Source organism: Paraburkholderia denitrificans (genome assembly GCF_042655705.1).
In the GTDB taxonomy this organism is placed as follows: domain Bacteria; phylum Pseudomonadota; class Gammaproteobacteria; order Burkholderiales; family Burkholderiaceae; genus Paraburkholderia; species Paraburkholderia denitrificans.
On sequence record NZ_JBHSMP010000017.1, the window covers coordinates 202434 to 221066 of the forward strand.

General features: G+C 60.9%; 13 protein-coding genes and 1 pseudogene. 11 read left to right on the forward strand and 3 right to left on the reverse strand.

What is annotated here, in order from left to right; all coding sequences use genetic code 11:
• Positions 1-19: 19 nt before the first annotated feature.
• From ACFPTO_RS15510 to ACFPTO_RS15520, 3 genes and pseudogenes are all read right to left on the reverse strand, one after another.
• A pseudogene (locus ACFPTO_RS15510) lies at positions 20-139 on the reverse strand (glycosyltransferase family 1 protein); the annotation flags it as partial.
• Between the two features lie 236 nt (positions 140-375).
• Positions 376-2301 carry an acyltransferase family protein gene (locus ACFPTO_RS15515; protein ID WP_377712445.1) on the reverse strand — a complete coding sequence of 642 codons (1926 nt, stop codon included), beginning with the start codon at positions 2299-2301 and terminating at the stop codon, positions 376-378.
• 151 nt (positions 2302-2452) lie between these two features.
• Positions 2453-3421, reverse strand: coding sequence for a glycoside hydrolase family 16 protein (locus tag ACFPTO_RS15520; protein ID WP_377712447.1), 969 nt, complete (start codon positions 3419-3421; stop codon positions 2453-2455).
• Between the two features lie 333 nt (positions 3422-3754).
• Here ACFPTO_RS15520 and ACFPTO_RS15525 point away from each other — a divergent pair, with 333 nt between their 5' ends.
• The 11 genes from ACFPTO_RS15525 to ACFPTO_RS15575 all read left to right on the forward strand — a co-directional run bounded on the left by ACFPTO_RS15525 (position 3755) and on the right by ACFPTO_RS15575 (position 18533).
• Positions 3755-5293 (forward strand): hypothetical protein, encoded by a 1539-nt coding sequence (locus ACFPTO_RS15525; protein ID WP_377712449.1) that lies wholly within the window; start codon positions 3755-3757, stop codon positions 5291-5293.
• A gap of 192 nt (positions 5294-5485) precedes the next feature.
• Positions 5486-6958 (forward strand): flippase, encoded by a 1473-nt coding sequence (locus tag ACFPTO_RS15530; protein ID WP_377712451.1) that lies wholly within the window; start codon positions 5486-5488, stop codon positions 6956-6958.
• Between the two features lie 54 nt (positions 6959-7012).
• The gene (locus ACFPTO_RS15535; protein ID WP_377712453.1) at positions 7013-8239 is read left to right on the forward strand and encodes a glycosyltransferase family 4 protein; all 1227 of its coding nucleotides are present in this window, start codon (positions 7013-7015) and stop codon (positions 8237-8239) included.
• 325 nt (positions 8240-8564) lie between these two features.
• Complete coding sequence (locus ACFPTO_RS15540) at positions 8565-8921, forward strand: hypothetical protein (RefSeq protein WP_377712455.1); 357 nt, start codon at positions 8565-8567, stop codon at positions 8919-8921.
• A 176-nt stretch (positions 8922-9097) separates the two neighbouring features.
• Positions 9098-10162, forward strand: coding sequence for a sugar transferase (locus ACFPTO_RS15545; protein ID WP_377712457.1), 1065 nt, complete (start codon positions 9098-9100; stop codon positions 10160-10162).
• A 473-nt stretch (positions 10163-10635) separates the two neighbouring features.
• A complete protein-coding gene (locus tag ACFPTO_RS15550; protein ID WP_377712459.1) occupies positions 10636-11901 on the forward strand; it encodes a polysaccharide biosynthesis/export family protein in 1266 nt (421 codons plus the stop codon).
• 90 nt (positions 11902-11991) lie between these two features.
• Positions 11992-14220 carry a GNVR domain-containing protein gene (locus tag ACFPTO_RS15555; protein ID WP_377712461.1) on the forward strand — a complete coding sequence of 743 codons (2229 nt, stop codon included), beginning with the start codon at positions 11992-11994 and terminating at the stop codon, positions 14218-14220.
• Complete coding sequence (locus tag ACFPTO_RS15560; protein ID WP_377712463.1) at positions 14217-15257, forward strand: glycosyltransferase family 2 protein; 1041 nt, start codon at positions 14217-14219, stop codon at positions 15255-15257. The genes ACFPTO_RS15555 and ACFPTO_RS15560 overlap by 4 nt, the downstream gene beginning before the upstream one ends.
• A gap of 17 nt (positions 15258-15274) precedes the next feature.
• Positions 15275-16375: a glycosyltransferase family 4 protein gene (locus ACFPTO_RS15565; protein WP_377712465.1), complete on the forward strand. Its 1101-nt coding sequence runs from the start codon at positions 15275-15277 to the stop codon at positions 16373-16375.
• Positions 16363-17586: a glycosyltransferase family 4 protein gene (locus tag ACFPTO_RS15570; RefSeq protein ID WP_377712467.1), complete on the forward strand. Its 1224-nt coding sequence runs from the start codon at positions 16363-16365 to the stop codon at positions 17584-17586. Before ACFPTO_RS15565 ends, ACFPTO_RS15570 begins: the two co-directional genes overlap by 13 nt.
• A 194-nt stretch (positions 17587-17780) precedes the next feature.
• The gene (locus ACFPTO_RS15575) at positions 17781-18533 is read left to right on the forward strand and encodes a glycosyltransferase family 2 protein (protein WP_377712469.1); all 753 of its coding nucleotides are present in this window, start codon (positions 17781-17783) and stop codon (positions 18531-18533) included.
• The last annotated feature ends 100 nt before the right edge of the window (positions 18534-18633 follow it).

Genomic DNA, 18633 nt, shown 5'->3' on the forward strand with positions numbered 1-18633 from the left:
GCTAAATATAACCCACCCCCGTACGGTCGCGCGGTGCGATGATGGTGACTTGCGCGCCGGCATCGGTGAGTGCGCGCAGCAAACCTTGCCGATAGGTGTAGATCGCCCGGTCTGTATCGCGGACGAGTATGACTTGCAGCGAAGAGGCAGACTTGGGGGGAAGTGGCTGAGGCGTTCACAGAGGGGATGTCAGGGTGGATTCGGGTGTGCACACGTGGGCCTTCGCGTCGCTCGCGTGGGCAATCGACGGGGCGGGCGCGGAGCACAATTTAGCCGACGTTCGCCTTCAGTCGATCGATCTGGCTTGAGCGGGACTGCTTACGTGACACGTTTCTTGCCGATGCACGAGCACCGGAAATCGAAGCACGTCCCGCATCAGAATACGATGCCTCCGCCGCGATCGAGATCGATCGCCACAAGCCGCGAACCGTAACCGGAGAGATGCGCGGAGTCCCAGTACAGCGGGTGGTCATTCGATTCGACTTCGCAATAACCGCCGTTTTCGCACAGCGCGGAAGCCGTGTCCAGGTAGACGAAACCACGCGCATGCGCTTCGGCTTGCAGGAGCGCACTCACTGCTTCGTGGCTGTTCTCGTAATCGGCGGTGCGCTCGAGTTCGAACGGCACGTTATACGCGGCCTTCTTCGCGAGACCGATCGGCACATTCGCGCTTGCGCCTGGCGTATCGCCGATCAAATAGACGTGCACCTTTTGCGCAGCAAGCCAGTCAAGCGTTTTGGCGAGCGCGGCTTCGAACGCCTGAGGCGTCTCCTTATAGTACGCAGGCCATGCGGCGTGCAGGATCACCGTTTCAGGTTTTGTCGCAGCGACCAGGGCGGGCATCGCCGCCTGATTGTCGGCGCAGCGTTTGCGCGCGGGCGCATAACTCGACGGAAAGCCGAGAAACGGCGGGCAGCCGTCTGCCACTGCGAGCACACCGGCTTTGCCGTGTCGACTCGCAAGCACGGAGAGTCCTTCAGCGAGCGCCGCCGCGTGTGAATCGCCGAGCACGACGAACGTACGCCGCGCGCGAGACGCGCCGAGCCTGCATAACCCGCGAGCATCGCCGTCGACAGGGGCCGTCCGCGTGAGGCAGGACCGAAACGCTCCCACGTCCGCGGAACCTTCGGAGAGAAGCGTTACCGCACCCGGAAACCGCTGCGGCAGGCCGCTTGTAGCAGCGATGACGAACGCGGTCAGCAACGGCACGGTTGCGAACGTCGATATCGCAGCGAGCCGTTTGCCGCAGAGGCCGTCGGGGCGGCGGAACGGCAATTCGATGAAGCGCCACGAGGCGAGGCCGCACGCGAGCGAGAGCAGCACTATCGTCACTGCCCTGTAGACGAACGGATAATCAGAAAAGTGCACGAATCCGTAGTTGAGGAACACGATAATCGGCCAGTGCCACAGATAGATCGAATACGACGCCTGACCCAGGAGACGAACCGGCTTCCGGGTCAAAAGCGAATGCAGGATGCCGGGGCGGACGCCTTCGCGCACGAGGATGGCCGTCGCGATGCATGGCACGAGCGCCGCGGCGCCAGGAAAGAGCGTGGAGACGTCGTAGCGCACGGTGCAAAACGCGATGGCGCCAACCGCGGCGGCGGCCAGGACGCGCGATACCGCAGGCGGCAATGTGCGGGCCGGGGCGAGTGCAAGCAGGCCGCCCACAGCGAACTCCCACATGCGCCCAGGCAGCAGATAAAACGCCGCTTCCAGTTTGAAGAAGGCGAGCAGTGCGACCGAGAGCGCAAATGACGTCACTGCCATGAGCGCGAGTGTCGTCAGGTCGCTGAGTTTCATCCTGCGGCACACGATGAACGCAAACGGGTAAAGCATATAAAACTGCCATTCGACGGCAAGCGACCACGTGTGCAGCAGTGGGTTGTACAGCAGATCTGGGGAAAAGTAGCTGGTTGCCCGGTAGAAGACGATGTTCGACACGAAGCCAATGCACGAGACGAGCCCGGGACGCAGCATCTCCAGATGGATCGGCAGAAAGACGAAAGAGGCAACAACCCCGATCGTGGCCACGGCAGCCAGGTAAGTCGGTCCGATACGGCGGAACCGGCTCGCGTAAAAGTGAAGGATTCCGCTGCGGTCCAGCTGCATCCTCGACAAGATGCGGGTAATCAAAAATCCGGATATGACGAAAAATAGATCGACGCCGATGAAGCCGCCTGAAAATCCCGGCATACCGACGTGATAGAGGAGCACCAGCGTCACGGCGACAAAGCGCAGGCCATCGATATGGTCGATGTAGTCGCGGTTGGTCGTTGACGAATGCAGATCGTACGTCATGCTTTTCCCCGACGTGTCACGGTCGAAAAGCGGACCGAACGTTTGGCTGGTTTGGACCTTCACCAACGGAAGCGATCACCTCGACCCGGTGCGGTGAACAGCCCGGTGGCAAGCCGATCGGACCGATGCATTTTGCAATTGCTGCATCGTATCAATGGGCACGCCGGGAATCTGTTGCCGATCGAACAGAAGCGACGTCCCGTTTTTGGGGCAGTGAATAGACGCGAACCCAATCGATATCGAAGCTCGAACCGTCTCTAACTTCGGCGATGGGCCAACCGCCGCCCAACGCATAGTCGAGCATGATGTAATACGGCCCGGTCATATAGTCTGAGGACTTTGCGGCCGAAATCTGATTCGTCTGAACGCCGTCGATATACCAGGTGATGTGATCCGGGTCGATCTGGCAGCCGTAGATATGGAAGTCCTCCCAGGGTTTCGCTCCGTTCGGCATCGGTGTGGCGGGTGAATAGAGTTGTGCACCCTCACCTGGAGTGCTGTCGGCTTTCCAGTTGTGACTCGCCTCCTGAATAAATGCACCCTTTTCGGTGTACGCATTGCCGTACCACTCGAAAATATCGATCTCCGAATAATTTTTTTTCGACCTGTTGTTTATCGACGTAGAACTCAACAGCCAGAACGCCGGCCATGATCCGGTGCCGGAGCGGGGCATCCTCGCACGCACTTCAAAGTACCCGTAGCGCTGGGCAAATCCCTGGCCGGTTGCGTCCATGGACGAAATGTTTCCCGAATGCCAGGCGCCATTGGCGTCCGTGAAGGCCTTGATGGACAGCACGCCGTTGGTGACGCCGAGTGCGCCGATGTCCCACATGGATGCCGAGTAGTTTCCGGCCGGACCGTACGGCGGAATGTAGTACCACGCAGCATTGCCCTTGGGCGAGTGCGTCGTTACGCTGAGATCGTCGAATTCGTCATTGAAGGTCAGTGTGTATCCCGTCAAATCGATGTCGCCCTTGCCGGGCGCAAGGGCGGGGTCCGGAACAGTTGCGCGTGCAACGTGAGGATCCGCCACGGCGGCCGGGGTCGCGTTCGCGAAGTAAGCCGCGATCGACAGGACGAATATCGAAATCGGGATCAGGAACCTGCTCGAACGGCGCATCGCCTGTCCCTCGTTTCGCTGGGGTTGGTTTGCCGGTTTGCACCGCCGTCCCGATTGCCGGCCTGTATTGCCTGGTCAATGACGCACCGTTGTGCGCCGATTGTCAGACGAAAGGTGTGGGTTCAGCGCATGGCGGTCGAGCGCAGCCGACGGTGTCCGGTCCTCTGACGCATCATGCGGTCTTTTGAATTGCGCTTACGTGGGCTACCGCACGATTTGTCATTCGGCGTCGCGGTATTAATTGCAGGTGTTACAGGCAGGTAGCCTTGCGGCCACACGGAGGTTGCGGCGGCGCGTACCGTCGTCGGCGAGGCCAACGAAGGATTGGAAAACATGCAAATTCAAATCTTCGGCGTGATTGTGCTCGTGTTAGGTCTGCTGTCGCTGAACCTGAACTACCAGTGGGCAATTTACTTTCTCGTCCTCTGCTGCCTGTTCGCGTGTACTTCCGCCATTGCGTTTCCGGCGATCGGCGGACTGACGATTCTTCCGGCCAATCTCTTCCTGCTCTTCTTCGCCCTGCGCGCCTTCAACATCGGCGGCGGCGCAGCGTTGTGGCGACCGGTGGCGCCGGGCAGTCCGGGGTTTCCGCTGCTTTGCCTGTGTGTATTCGCCGTGGTGGGAGGCCTGTTCCTGCCGCGCGCCATGGCGGGCGCCACGTATGTGTATGCGATCAATCGCGGCGCCATCGACCCCAATGCACCCGATCTGCAGCCGCTCGGCCCCGTGTCCGGAAACCTGACGCAGTCGATTTATTTCATTGGGGAAGTCCTTGTCTACTGCTGCATGGCGGTTTTTCTCTCGAAGAAGAACAGCTATAAGCATTTTGCCAACGCCATTCTGCTGATTGCCGCATTGAACGTGATCGCGGCCATCGTCGATATCGGTTCTTCGTCGGTCGGCATAAACGTGCTGGGCGTGATCAAGACGGCCAGTTACACGTTGCACGATGGGGAGGAAGTGGGCGGTATGCGGCGAATTGCGGGGACATTTGCAGAAGCGTCCGCATTTTCCGGTTTCACCCTGTTGCTCTTCGCCTTCTCAGCCAATCTATGGTTGTTCGGTTACCGGCCGCGCATCACCGGGATGCTCACGTTTGCGTCCGGCGTGTTGCTCGCGCTGTCGACTTCCGCGACGGCGTACGTCGGGTTTGCGGTCTATCTTGTCGTACTGCTTCTTGGCCGTTGCGGTCGCATCGCGCCGCGCAGCGAGTCGCGCAAACTCCGTTTGTGCGCTGTCGTGATATGTGTCGGCATCATTGCGCTGCTGTACGCCATTGTCTTCAGGCCCAGTCTGCTGGAGTCACTGGGTGATTTTTTCAACGATGCGGTCCTGAACAAGGTGGATAGCGCCTCCGGTATCGAGAGGGGGGCATGGAACAGGCAAGCTTTGGTCAATCTTGTTGAGACGTTCGGGTTCGGTGTGGGGATCGGCAGTTCGCGGACGTCGAGCTTTATCCTGGTCCTGCTGTCGAATCTCGGCATCGTCGGCACCATGCTGTTCGGTGTTTTTGTCTGCAAATGCACGGTCTCGCCGATTCCCACGCACGGTCCGATGCTCGACCGTGTCGTCTGCTATGCGTCGAGGCAGACCATGCTGGCAATCCTGGTTAGTGCGTCGATCTCCGGCACGGTGTTCGATCTGGGCCCGTGCTTCTACATGTTTGCCGCCGCTGCGGGCATGTTGTCATCGTCGGTTCGCAGAGTTTCCCTGGTTGGGGGCGTTGATCGCCCAGGAAACCGGGCTTCCCCCGAAAAGGCACAGCCTTCGCGCTCCGGCGTTTTGGTCGGCCATGCGCGTGCGCCTGCGACGCCACTGCTCGACTCGCACAAACACGAGAGCCGCATACCGGCTTGGCCACACCGGGGATGAGCGGTCTCCGGGCGGCGAATGCACACTGCGGACCGGCTATGGTCTGCCATCGCGAAAGATCACACGATTTCCCTGAACCAACGTCGGATCTAGGTGCGGTTGCGAACGATCGCAACATGAAGCAATCGTCAAGATAACGGGAGCGGGAAGTTGCTGCTTCCTGCTTCCTTGATCCCTGGCGCACGAAGGACCATGAATTCACGCCCCAGTCTGGCGAGAAACGCAATATTCAACTTCCTCGGCAGCGTGCTTCCGCTCGTCGTTTCGCTCGCAACGGTTCCGATGTATCTGGAGCGCGTCGGCACAGCACGCTACGGCGTGCTGGCGATCGTCTGGATGGTCCAGGGCTATTTCGGCTTTTTCGATCTCGGACTCGCCGCGGCCACGTCGAACCGTGTGGCCCAACTTTCCGATGCGGTTGAACGTGAATCGCTGATCTGGACGGCGCTCATATTGAACGCCGTGTTCGGCGCAATGGGCGGTCTCGTGTTGCTTGCTGTGGGTGGCTTCCTGCTGGTGCAGTTTCACATTGACGCGGCGCTCCTTGCGGAGGTCATGACGGCGCTACCGTGGCTCGCCTGCGCCGTTCCGATCGCAACAGTCAGCGGGGTACTTTACGGCGCGCTGATCGGCCGCGAGCAGTTCGGCGCGCTCAACGCCGTGCAAGTACCCGCCGGCATGCTCTTCCAGATCGTGCCGCTGGTGGCGGCGGTCATCGTCGGGCCGGATCTGCGGCATCTCATTGCCGCTGCGATCCTTTCCGGTGCCGCCTCGCTTCTATTGCTTGTTGCGGTGGTCTGCCGGGCGGCGCCGTTGCGCTTTTCCGGCGGACCACGATTGCGATTCATCCGGCCACTCTTTTCCTATGGCGCCTGGGTGACGGTGACGAATCTCCTGAGCCCGTTGCTCTCGACAGCCGACCGGCTCCTGATCGGCGGCACGCTGGGCGCTCAGGCGGTGGCCTATTACCAGGTTCCGTTTAACCTGGCCCAGCGCGCGCGCATCTTGCCCGGTGTGATTACGCGCACGCTATTTCCGCGTCTGTCCGCACTCGAACCAACGAGCGCGAACGAACTGACCATCGCCGCCCTGCGTGGACTGACGGCTGCCACCACACCGATGATCGTCTTCGGTATCTTTCTGATGCGGCCTTTTCTGTCGCTCTGGACCGGCCACGATTTCGCGTCGAGATCCGCTCCGGTAGGCGAGGCGATCCTGGCCGGCGTCTGGGTGAACTCACTGGCGTTCCTTCCTTCGAGCCACCTGCAGGCCATGGGACGACCAGGCATGATTGCGCGCCTTCATCTGATCGAGCTGGTCCCGTTCATCGCGTTGCTCTGGTGGGCGCTGCACGCGTTTGGCCTTGTCGGTGCGGCGCTGGCGTGGAGTACGAGATGCGCCGTCGATGGCATTTTGCTCTTCAGGGCTGCGGGGTTCGGCAAACCGGCGGCACGATACCTGTGTGTACCGGCACTGCAGATTCTCGCCACCTACGCCGCGGCCGAGGTACTGAACGCATCGTCATGGCTGCGCACGGCGGTCTGGCTACTCTTTACGCTACTGGCTCTGGTGTGGGCCGCGCGGGCGGAGCCGAAAGCTTATGACCGTCTGATGCGTGCCACGTCGAATGCGGTACGACAGACGCTGCGATGGCGAGCCGGATGATGTGTAGCTTGTGTCCGCGCTAAAACGACTTACAACCATGACCCGTTGAATGCCATGTTTGCCTGGATTCCTCACCTGTGCATCCAGAGCGACCCGATGGTAGTCGCTAAAAAACTGTTGTGCGCGCTACATCCGCTCGCGATGCTCATTTCATGGACTGCGTCGAATGCGAATGTGCGTGCGAGGCCACAAAAACTCGCCGATGCCGATTTGATCATCCTGCATGAGTATGGCGAGCCATCCCACTACACAGGTGCAGTGAGCGCCGCTGCGGCGCTCGATTACTCGACCGTCGAGCAGGTGGAATTCACGCCGCTGCGCAAGCTCAAACAAGGCCTTCAGCAAGGCGATCGCTACAAGGTCAGGAAAGCGCTTCGCGACGCCTGGTTACTCGCGCTCTGGACGCTATTTCCGCAAGCATTGAAGGGTAAGACAGTGATTCTGGGGATAGCGCCGCTCGACTGGCGGATCGCCATTCTGTCTCGCGCATTGCGGCACGCGCGAATTATCTATCATTCGTCCTGGACCGATTGGGAGGGCGCACGCTTTGCAAAGAATCCGGCCGTTCTCACGGGCGCAATTCGCAAGGCGTGGTCGAACTTCCTGACCCGAAGAGTCGATCGTTTCGCCCTTGTGACGCCGCGCGTGGCGGAGCAACTTCATCGATTGTTCAAGATCGACTGCGGGCGGCTCTTTGTTGTATTTCATGCCTATGACCCAACGATATTTCATCCGGCTCCGTATCGGCCGCCGACGCCCCTGAAGGTCGTATTTGCCGGCCGATTCGAGGACTGCAAAGGGGTGGAATATGTGATTGAACTCGCGAGGCGCCTGCCGTCGATCGAGTTCGGCCTGGCCGGCGATGGTCTGCTCAGGAAAAGCATTGAAAGCGCCGGTTTGCCGAACGTCACGCTGTTTGGACGCGTCAGCAGTCGCGCCGAAATTTCCTCGATCTTCATGCGGCATCACGTTGTCGTTCTTCCATCAAGACGCACGATCGCCTGGGAAGAGCTGTTCGGTATGGTTCTCGTCGAAGCGATGGCTTGCGGATGTATTCCGATGGCGACGAATCACACCGGCCCCAACACCATCGTGCGCGATGCCGAGCTGCGGGATTTTATTTTCGCCGAGGAAGATTTTCTGGCAGGGGCCGTGTCAGCGCTTACGAGGCTTGAGCGCGACGTTGATCGACTCCGGGTGCTGGAGCGGAAGTCGATTCAGGATGCGCGGCGATTCGCGCTGTCCGAGGTCGAGAAAATCTGGATGGACATCTTGCAGTAAACCCGGTTGCTCGTTCTCGCGTTCGCGGCAGCAGCCTCGCTGCTCTGTGCCACGAGCGCCTCGTTGAGAAGAGCAAGGGCAATCCTCCGGATTCGTATGCCTAAAGCCGAAGGCACCCTTTCCAGGTCATGTGTTGAGGACCGCACACTTACCCACCGATAGCGGTAGTGCTGGTTACGGGCTCTACGATATAAATCAATTGAAGCCACAAGAATGGCAATCGCGCAGCAACTGAGCTGCGCAAATTTCTGCCTACGACGTGTTAGCGCCAACGGGCAGAGGGTTTCAACGTTTTTCTGGATGCGCGACCGTGCACGCTACGACCATGCCGATCTACGGATCGCCTACGCCGCGTGAAGCATTCAAGCCTGCTGTTCGTCAGGTCGGTGTCGTTGTATGTGACGGTTTCTCGCTGCTTGTCGCCGATTCGTGCGCACATAAGCTGTACGAACTGGTGCGCGGTGCACTGGCGATCGTGTCGCGGAAATTTGGAGGGGCGGTCTCGCGCGAGATTGCCGGGCAGCTTCTACCGGGCGCGGGTGACCAACTGCTTCCGGTAACGGGCGACATCGATGCTGCCAAATATAAAGTGCACAAGGGTGCGCAATGGCTCGCCGAAAATCGTGCCCGGCCGGTCACGATTGAAGATGCGGGTCGGAGCATTGCCGCGGGACAGACGTAGTCCCCGGAATGATGGCGATTTAGCCAGTTGGCTCGCCAATCTATCCGGGAATCGATGATTTCGTCATCTCATTTTCATTCAATATACATAGACATACTAAATTAAGGATGAGTTGTTGGGGGTTCGTTACCTGATCAAATTTCGGCGGACGAACTTGCTGGTTTGGAGTTGAAGAAATGCCTGGACTAATTCATCGAGCTATCGACATTGCGTTGATCGTTCTTGGCGCCTTCGGTGCATTACATCTGCAGATTCCGGTTGCCGTTCACCCGCACGAGACAGAGCTGTCGCTGGTGGCGTTTGTTTCGGCGCTCGCGCTGTCTGTCTTCCCTGCTTGCGGAACATACCGTGCGGAGCAAAGCGGGTCGATGGCCAGTGTCGCGGGCAGAACCGCTATTGCGTGGATGTTGGTTCAACTTTGCGGACTCGCGCTGCTTTATGCGATCAATCGGATGCCGCTAGTTTCAATGCCGTGGTTTATTTACTGGACCTTGGTGACGGGCGTCTCGCTGCTTGTCTTCCACGCCATGACGTTTGTTTCGATGCGGGTCGTATGGCCGGTTGTTCAACGTACGTGGCTGCACAAGACCGCTGTCGTGTCCGCTTTCGTGGCCGTGACCGGGGCAGTGGTTTCGCGGCAGATGGTGAAGCAGGTATTCGATCTGGTGCTGGGCATTGCACTGCTCGTTTTGCTGTCGCCCGTGCTGGGCGTTTTGGCGCTCGTCGTGAGGAGCGATGGGGGGCCCGCGTTCTTCGCACATCGGCGAGTCGGCCGCAACGGTCAAAAGTTCATGTGCCTGAAGTTTCGGACGATGGTTGTGAACGCCGATCAGGTTTTGAAGGAAGTGCTGGAGCACGATCCTGAGGCCCGGTCGGAATGGGAGCGGGATCTGAAGCTCAAGCACGACGTACGGGTGACACACGTTGGGCGATTTCTGCGGCGCACGAGCCTCGACGAATTGCCGCAGTTATGGAATGTGGTGCGTGGCGACATGAGCCTCGTCGGCCCGCGGCCGATCATCGATCAGGAGCTCGCCCGCTATGGCGATGACGTGGACTACTACCTCATGGCGAAGCCGGGAATGACGGGTTTGTGGCAGGTCAGCGGGCGAAGCGACACGGATTACGCAACGAGAGTGTCGCTGGATGTTACGTATGTGAAGACCTGGTCGCTCTCGCGTGATATCGCGATTCTGTTCAAGACGTTCAAGGTCGTATTCCACGGAAGCGGCGCGTACTGACCTGTGCGTCAGCAGTTTGCAGAAGTGAGGCAGGACGGCGAGCCGGCGCTGCCGTTGCTGATGTTGCGATATCTACCGCATGTGTTCCGGTGTTGCATCTGCCGGCGAACGGGTTGACCACGGGTCATTGAGCGCTGGACCGTCCAGCGACGGCGCCTGGTAGGTCCTGCCGTTCCAGCCGTCGTAGGAGTACGGGTCGGCGTCGCTTGCGGCGGCGTCGTGGGTCTGAAGCTGGCGCTGTGCGTGCGGGGCGGCGGCGTGTGGCCGCGATGGACGTGACAGCGGCGAGGTGGGGTAGGCAAACCGCGGGTACCCGCTGTAACCCGCGCCGGAGCGTTGGGTTGCGCGAGCGGGGCTGCTTGCCGGGTTGGGTTGTGCAGGGGCGAATTGTGCATGGGCGCCTGAAAACGCCAATGCCGCGCACGAACCCGAAACGATAAGGAGAAGCCTCTTGCCCATGAGCGTTGGCGCCGTTGCTGAAGGTCTTCGGGAAAGAACGAAAGATACGTGGGGTGATGACAATGTTACACACAGGACCTTTTTTTGCACAGACTGCGTCGCGTAAAGCCAGGTGGTGGCGCGGCGTGAGCGCCGTCGCGGCAGTCGCCTCGCTGCTTTCCGGATGTGCGATTGCACCGGGCATGACGTACGCGACGATGGGGCGCAACCTCGACAGCCCGCGCGCAGGTACCAGTGGTGGCACCAGCGGCGGCACCCGCGGCGGCACACCGGCGCAGGACGCAGACGCTCCGCCGCCAGACAAGCTCATCGAGATCAACAGCCAACTGATCGAGCAGGAGCGGGAGCGACGTTCGACCGCGATTTCGCAGAGCGTTCAGTCGCTTTTTGCCGACGCGGGACCGTACACGCTCACGGTGGGCGATGTGCTCAACATCACCGTGTGGGATCACCCGGAGATGAACCAGTCGATCATAACGGGTGGCAATGGAGCGGATCCGGGAACGAGTTCGGTTGTCTTCGGCTATACGGTCGATTCGAACGGAATCATCCAGATTCCTTACGTCGGCCCGGTCAAGGTGACGGGGCTGACCGAGTTGCAGGCTCGCGATCTTGTCGCGCAGAAGCTTTCGCGCTATCTGCGCGATCCCCAGGTCACCCTGCGCATCGCGGCCTATCGCGGCAAACGGATCTATCTCGACGGCGAGGTCCGCACCCCGGGCCTGCAGGTGCTGAACGACATGCCGATGACCTTGCCCGAGGCGATCAATCGCGCCGGCGGCTTCACGACCACCGCGGACCGCTCGGACGTCAGCATCACACGCGGCAAGCAAACCGTGGTCGTGAACATCCCGGACATGATCAGGAAGGGCGTAAACCCCGACAACATTCTTCTCCGAAACGGCGACCTGGTGCGTGTTTATGCGCAGAACGACAGCAAGGCGTATGTGCTCGGCGAGGTCGGTCATCCTGGCAGCGTGCTGTTCAATAACGGCCACTTGTCGCTGAGCGACGCAATCGGCGGTGCTGGCGGGATCAGTCAGGCCTCGGGCGATCCTTCGCAGGTGTACGTCGTGCGCCGGCATGAGGGTGCGGATCCCACTCTGTTTCATCTCGATGCGACATCGCCGATTGCGATGGCCGTTGCGGATGGCTTCGACCTCAAGCCGAGCGACGTTGTATTCGTCGACGCGTCGGGCCTGGTCAAGTGGAGCCGTGTCATCAATCTGATCTTGCCAAGTACGCAGGCAGCCGCGACCAGCCGCATGGTGGGCTATTGAGCGGCGCGACGCTTGCGTGCGCGAGGCTCGCGCGTCACACACGCAAGCGTCGCCGGACTTCCGGAAAACTGGCGGAACTGGAGAACTCGTATGAAATACTCAGCCGCGCCCGTGATCGACCTCGAAGCAGACCAGGGTGGACCGGCGCGTAACTCCCTCGAGGTGCTCTATCAGAGTCGTTATCTGGTAGGCGCGGTGACGGCAGTTTTTCTGCTGGCGGGATTGACGTATGCGATGCTGGCCGAGCCCGTTTACCGGTCCGATATTTTGATTCAGGTGGAGGAGAACCAGGGTTCGTCGAGAAATGCATTAACCGATCTCTCGTCGATGTTCGCAGTCAAGACGGCAGCGTCCGCCGAAATCGAAGTGCTTCGCTCGCGCGCGGTGATCGCGCGCGCGGTAGACAGCACACGGCTTTACCTGAGCGCCGAACCGCGCTATTTCCCGGTCGTCGGGAAATGGATTGCCAGGCATGTGAATGGTCTCCTCTTTTCCGGGCTCGGCGGTTTCGCATGGGGATCGGAGAGCATCGACGTTGCGTCAATGGAAGTTCCGGAGGCGCTGGAGGGGTTGCCGTTCACGCTCACCGCGCTGGGTGACGGAGCATTTGCGCTCACGGAAGACACGCATGGCGTCAACCTGGCCGGGCACGTCGGGCAACCGTTGAACGTGCACGTCGCGGGGGGGGATCTCTCTTTGCTCGTGACGGACCTGGTCGGCGCGCGCGGTGTGCGCTTCACGGTCGTCAAGAATTCCCGGCTCGCGACGATCCAGCAGCTTCAAAACAACCTGCTGATTTCGGAAAAGGGACACGACTCCGACGTGATCGGCGTTGCTCTGGAAGGACGCGATCCGCTGCAGATCAGTCAGGTGCTCAATGCAATCGGCACCGAGTATGTGCGGCAGAACATCCGGCGCACAGTGGAGGAGGCTGAGAAATCCATTGCGTTCCTCGGGCAGCAACTGCCTGAGTTGAAATCGCAACTCGAGGTGGCGGAAAGCCGCTACAACCAGTTTCGCGCCCAGCATGGCACGGTCGACCTGAACGCCGAGGCAAGTTCGCTGCTTGCGCGCTCGGCCCAGGCGAAAGGTGTGGTCGCGGATCTCGAACAAAGACGTACGCAATTGCTCGAGCGCTTCACGCCCCAACACCCGGCGGTTCGCAGCATTGAGGATCAGCTGGCTGAAGCGAGACGCCAGGTCGGCAGTCTGGATACCGATACGCGGAAATTGCCGCCCCTCGAACAGGGTCTTCTGCGTCTGCAGCGCGATGTGCAGGTCAGCACCGATCTGTACACGAACCTGCTCAATACGCAGGAGCAGCTTCGGTTGCTGAAGGCGGGCAAGGTCGGCAACGTTCGGATGCTCGATCCGGCAGTCGTGCCGGAAAGCCCCATTCGTCCGAAGCGCGTGATGGCCGTGTTGGGGGCATTGCTGTCCGGCATCTTCGTCGGCGTTGCGCTTGCGCTTCTGAAGCGCGCAGTGATCGACCGTGTAGCTGCCGCACAGGAAATCGAGTTCGGCACGGGGCTCACCGTCTATGCGAAGGTGCCGCGCAGCAAGACCCAGGAACTGCTCACACGCGGTGTACCCGCGGGAGGCGGAGGGAGTCTCGTGCTCGCGCACGCGTCGGCCGATGACGCGGCGATCGAGAGCTTGCGCAGCTTTCACAGCGCATTGGACTTTGCCTTGATGAATGCGCCAAACCGCATCGTCCAGATTGCCGGACCGACGCCCGCCGTCGGCAAGTCGTTTGTCTCCGTCAATCTGGCTGCCCTCGTTGGCGCGTCGGGCCAGCGTGTGCTGCTCGTCGATACCGATCTGCGCAGGGGCACGTTGCACGTTTCCCTGGGGGCTGAACAGGGACCGGGCCTTGCCGAAATCGTGATGCACAACCTGGGGTTCGAGGAGGTCGTGCGGCGCGCGGTGCTGCCGGGCGTGGACTTTATATCGTGTGGCGCATACGGCGAAAACCCGAGCGGCATCCTCCTTCATCGCAACTTCCAGGCGTTCCTGCGTCAGGTTGAGGCTGAGTACGACCTCGTGCTGGTCGATTCGCCGCCGATTCTGCCGGTCGCGGATTCGGGCATCGTCGCGAAGCTCTCGGGTACGGTATTCATGGTCGTGCGGCACGGTTTGTCGAGCCTTGAGGACATCCGCGAATCCGCGCGCCGACTGGCGCAGCTCGGCGTGCCCATTCACGGCGTCATCTTCAACGACATGTCGCAGCACACCCGGTACGGACGAGATTACGGAACGTATCGGTACGGCACCTCCGCTAACCAGCCGAAGCTCACGGACGGAGGGGGCGCGCTGTGAAAGACATCACGATCGTGATCTGCAGCTACAACTATGAACGGTTCCTGCGCGAGGCCATTGATTCGGCGTTGGCTCAGGAACCGGACAGGACAGTTGTCGTGGTGATCGACGATGGTTCGACCGACGGGTCGCGGGCCATCATCGAAAGCTATGGAGACCGCATTGTGCCGGTCATCAAGGAAAACGGCGGCCAGGCGAGCGCATATAACCTCGGCCTCGAAATGGCCGACACGCCCTATCTGCTTTACCTCGACTCGGACGATGTTCTGTATGAGGGGGCTGTCGCACAGGTACTCCGTGCATTCGAAAGCGGCAACTACGCCAAGGTGCAGTTCCGGTTGAGCGTGATCGATGGCGAAGGCGTGCGCACGGGCGCGCGCGTACCGAATTCGACACCGCCCGCCGGGTGCGGCGAGCTGCTGCGGCGCGGGTGGCTCTATCCGTCTCCGCCGGCGTCGGGCAACGCCTATCGCGTGAGCGCGCTCAGGCAAATCCTGCCGGTGCCGAAGGCGAAAGGGCGCGGCATCGCCGCAGACTTCTTCGCAATCTATGGCATTGCCCTGCTCGGCGATGTGATGGCGATCGAAGAGGAACTCGGCGGCTATCGCGTTCATCGCAAGGAATCCGGCGCGGCACCCGCAACGAATCGCGAGGTAGGGCTCTCGATTGCGAATTGCCAGGATATCAGCGAGGTGGTGCATGCATTTCCACATCGATGGGCTGCGCTGCGTCAGCTCGTCAGCGAGCGGCTAGGCGAAGAACTTCCGGAGCGTGCGATCGACTTTTCGTATGAAAAGGCGCATCTGTGCATGCGCGTCTACGACGCGACACTTTGGAAGCGATGGCAATGGATTCTGTGCGACTCAAGGCAATACTTCCGCTCGATCGTCGCGAATCCTTTCTGGACAGTGGGCAAGAAGGTTTCCGCGATTGCCCTGACGCTCGTTTGTCTCGTGCCGTCGCGCAGGATCAGCGATCAGGCGGTGCTGTACATTGCGAATCCGCTCGCGCGCGGGGCGCAAGGCGCTCGCTCATGAAGTGGGGAGCATGGTCCATGAGCCCTTTGGCAACCCGACGACTGGTGATCAATGGCCGATTTCTCGGGCGGCCGGCCACGGGCGTGGATCGCTTCGCGTTCGAGACGGTGCGGGCCATCGACGCGCTGCTGGACGCGCAGGATCCGATCGCGACGGGACTGAGTGTGGAGCTTGTCGCGCCGGTGCACGTCGGCCGCGCACCGAGTCCCTTTCGTCACATTCCGGTCAGGTCGGCCGGACGTGGCCGCGGAACGTACTGGGAACAGCTCAGTCTGCCGTTCGCCGCGAACGGTTCGCTGCTGCTGAATCTCTGCAATTCCGGGCCGCTCGTGTACCGCCGCCAGGTGACGGTGCTCCACGACGCCGCGCCCGTGCGCGTTCCGCAGAGCTACAGCAGCGCGTTTTCCGCCTGGTACCGCTGGATGGCGCCCACCATTGGCCGCGTTGCATGCCGCATCGTTACCGTCTCGGAGTTTTCGCGAAGCGAACTCTACGAAGCGTACGGTATTCCGGCGAACAAGATTGGCGTCGTTCACGAGAGCGGAGAGCACATGCTCCGTGTGCAGCCCACGCAGCGTCATCCTTGCAGCGATGCGAAGCGCCCGTACGTGCTGGCGGTCGGCAGTTCGAACCTGCACAAGAATTTCAGGCTCATCGTCGAGTCCGCCCGGCTGATGTCGGGCGCGCCGTTCGACATCGTCGTGGTGGGCGGTACGGATCCACGGGTCTACGGCAGCGGCCAGGCCGCGCTGCCTTCGTTCGTCCGCCATCTTGGCTACGTGAGCGACGCGGATCTGGGCGCGCTATACCGCGACGCCGCGTGCTTCGTCTTCCCGTCACGCTACGAGGGCTTTGGACTGCCTCCCGTCGAAGCCATGGCGCTCGGCTGCCCGGTCGTTGCTTCGCGCCTGCCTTCGATTGTCGAGGCCTGTGGCGACGCCGCACTTTATTTTTCACCGGACGACCCGCACGAACTCGCTGACGTGCTGCATCGGGTGGCATCGGACGAGGCGTTGCGCGATCGCATGCGCAGAGAAGGGCGTGCCCGCTCTGCTCAATTAACCTGGCGTGCCACTGCCGTCGGACTACTTGAAGAGATTTCGCCATGGCTGAACTAGCCAAAATCGGTGCGGTAGCCGTTGATCGGCGGCGCTTTGGCCGCGTGGCACTCGTGCATGACTGGCTCGCGAGCTATGCCGGCTCGGAGCGCGTGGTGGAGCAGATCCTGAAGCTGTGGCCCGACGCGGAGCTGTTTAGCGTTGTCGATTACTTTCCGGAAGAACTGCGTGCCGACGTGCTTCGCGGCAAGCGCGCCACCACGTCGTTCATTCAGAAACTGCCGCGGGCGCGCACGGCGTTTCGCCTTTATTTGCCGCTGATGCCGCTTGCCGTCGAGCAGTTCGACCTGTCGGGCTTCGACCTTGTTATTTCTTCGAGCCATGCTGTTGCGAAGGGCGTGATTACCGGCCCGAACCAGGTACATGTCAGTTACGTGCATTCACCGATCCGGTATGCGTGGGATCTCCAGCATCAGTATCTGGCGCAGGCGCGCAAGCTGCGCGGTCCGAAGAGCTGGGTTGCGCGCGCCGCTTTGCATTACATGCGGATCTGGGACATGCGCACCGCCAATGGCGTTGACGAATTTGTCGCCAACTCGGCATTTGTCGGGCGCCGCATCCGCAAGATCTACGGGCGTAGCGCACAGGTCGTCTATCCGCCGGTCGACGTGGAGCGATTTGCGCCGACCGGGCGAGCGCGGGGGGATTTCTATCTGACCGCATCGAGGATGGTGCCGTACAAGCGCATCCCGCTCCTTGTCGAGGCCTTTTCGAAAATGCCGGACAGACATCTGGTCGTCATCGGTGACGGTCCGGATTTCGAAACGGTGCGTGAGCTGGCAGGTCCGAATATCTCGGTGCTTGGCTATCAGCCGTCGAATGTGCTGATCGATTACATGCAACGCGCACGCGCTTTTGTGTTCGCCGCGGAAGAGGATTTCGGCATCTCGGTTGTCGAGGCGCAGGCGTGCGGTACGCCGGTGATTGCCTATGGGCGGGGCGGTGCGCTCGAAACGGTGATCGACTCCGGCGATCCGCGTTTTGGCACCGGACTGTTCTTTTACGAACAGAGCGTCGAGGCCATCGTCGATACGATCAAACGGTTCGAGGCCCGTGCGCCATTTGACGGCGAAGTCTGCCGGCTGCATGCCGCGCGCTTTTCCGCCGCGCGGTTCCGGCAGGAGTTTCTCGGCGTCGTCGAGCGGGCAGTGGAACGATATCCGACGGCACTGCTCACGTTTGAACATCGTGCAACTGCCGAAGCGAGGTGAACGAACCTTTCCGGCCAAGGGGAGCCATGCGAAGCTTTGTGATCGTTGCTACGCGAGGAAGGGCAGCAGAGACGGCGATTCTGTTCGACTACCTGCTCGTTCAGGTTCGTCGTCCCGACGCGGTCTACGTGGTGGGCGCAGCCCAGGCCGACACGGCGGGGCTCGCCACACACCCGTTGTGCGCCGCCTTGCCGGTGTTCCTGCTGCTGTCCGGGACAGCCGGGCTCACCGCGCAGCGCAATTACGGCTTGACCGCCATGTTGCGCGATGCGGACCGCCTGAACGCGGACGAGCGATGGTTCGTCACCTTCTTCGACGACGACTTCCGGCCAGACGATGCGTGGCTGTCGAACTGCGAGGCACTCTTGTTGCAGGAGTCGGGTGTGATCGGCATGACGGGGCAGATTCTCGCGGACGGCGTGAAAACGGCCGGGGTTTGCGAAGACGATGCACGCCGGTATCTGAGCGGGGCACTGGCGCCATGCGAGCATTGGGCGTCGGGTGCCGAACGCAGGGAAATCACGTCGGCCTACGGCTGCAACATGGCGTTCGTCGACCGGGTTGCACGCGCATGCCGATTCGAAGAAGCCTTGCCGTTGTATGGCTGGCAGGAGGACCAGGATTACACGTCGCAGGCACTGCGTTTCGGCCAGTTCGTCTATGAGCCGGCATGCCGCGGTGTGCACCTCGGCACCAAGCGAGGGCGGATTTCAGGGATCCGTCTTGGCTACTCGCAAATTGCCAATCCGGTATTTCTCGTCAAGAAGAACACCATGGCGCGCAAAACGGCCTTCCGGTTCATCAGCCGCCACATTCTGTCGAATCTTTTTCATAGCCTGCGTCGCGACCCGCTGTTCGATTACCGCGGGCGCCTGTGGGGAAACCTGCTGGCTTTTGCGCATCTTGTGGCTGGAAAGAGCCACCCGCAGCGCATCCTCAAATTGTGAACATCGTGGGGCGCGTAGCGGTAGTTGTGCGGCCGCGCACATATGAGATTTTCTGAACGGTGGAAAGTCGAGGCGAGCGGTTGCGTGCACGGAATCGATT

Excerpts from the sequence above, each read along its gene's own strand:
- ACFPTO_RS15545 (WP_377712457.1), top strand. The coding sequence starts at position 9,098 with ATGCCTGGACTAATTCATCGAGCTATCGACATTGCGTTGATCGTTCTT.
- ACFPTO_RS15570 (WP_377712467.1), top strand. The coding sequence starts at position 16,363 with ATGGCTGAACTAGCCAAAATCGGTGCGGTAGCCGTTGATCGGCGGCGC.
- ACFPTO_RS15525 (WP_377712449.1), top strand. The coding sequence starts at position 3,755 with ATGCAAATTCAAATCTTCGGCGTGATTGTGCTCGTGTTAGGTCTGCTG.
- ACFPTO_RS15565 (WP_377712465.1), top strand. The coding sequence starts at position 15,275 with ATGAGCCCTTTGGCAACCCGACGACTGGTGATCAATGGCCGATTTCTC.
- ACFPTO_RS15520 (WP_377712447.1), bottom strand. The coding sequence starts at position 3,421 with ATGCGCCGTTCGAGCAGGTTCCTGATCCCGATTTCGATATTCGTCCTG.
- ACFPTO_RS15535 (WP_377712453.1), top strand. The coding sequence starts at position 7,013 with ATGTTTGCCTGGATTCCTCACCTGTGCATCCAGAGCGACCCGATGGTA.
- ACFPTO_RS15555 (WP_377712461.1), top strand. The coding sequence starts at position 11,992 with ATGAAATACTCAGCCGCGCCCGTGATCGACCTCGAAGCAGACCAGGGT.
- ACFPTO_RS15515 (WP_377712445.1), bottom strand. The coding sequence starts at position 2,301 with ATGACGTACGATCTGCATTCGTCAACGACCAACCGCGACTACATCGAC.
- ACFPTO_RS15530 (WP_377712451.1), top strand. The coding sequence starts at position 5,486 with ATGAATTCACGCCCCAGTCTGGCGAGAAACGCAATATTCAACTTCCTC.
- ACFPTO_RS15540 (WP_377712455.1), top strand. The coding sequence starts at position 8,565 with ATGCCGATCTACGGATCGCCTACGCCGCGTGAAGCATTCAAGCCTGCT.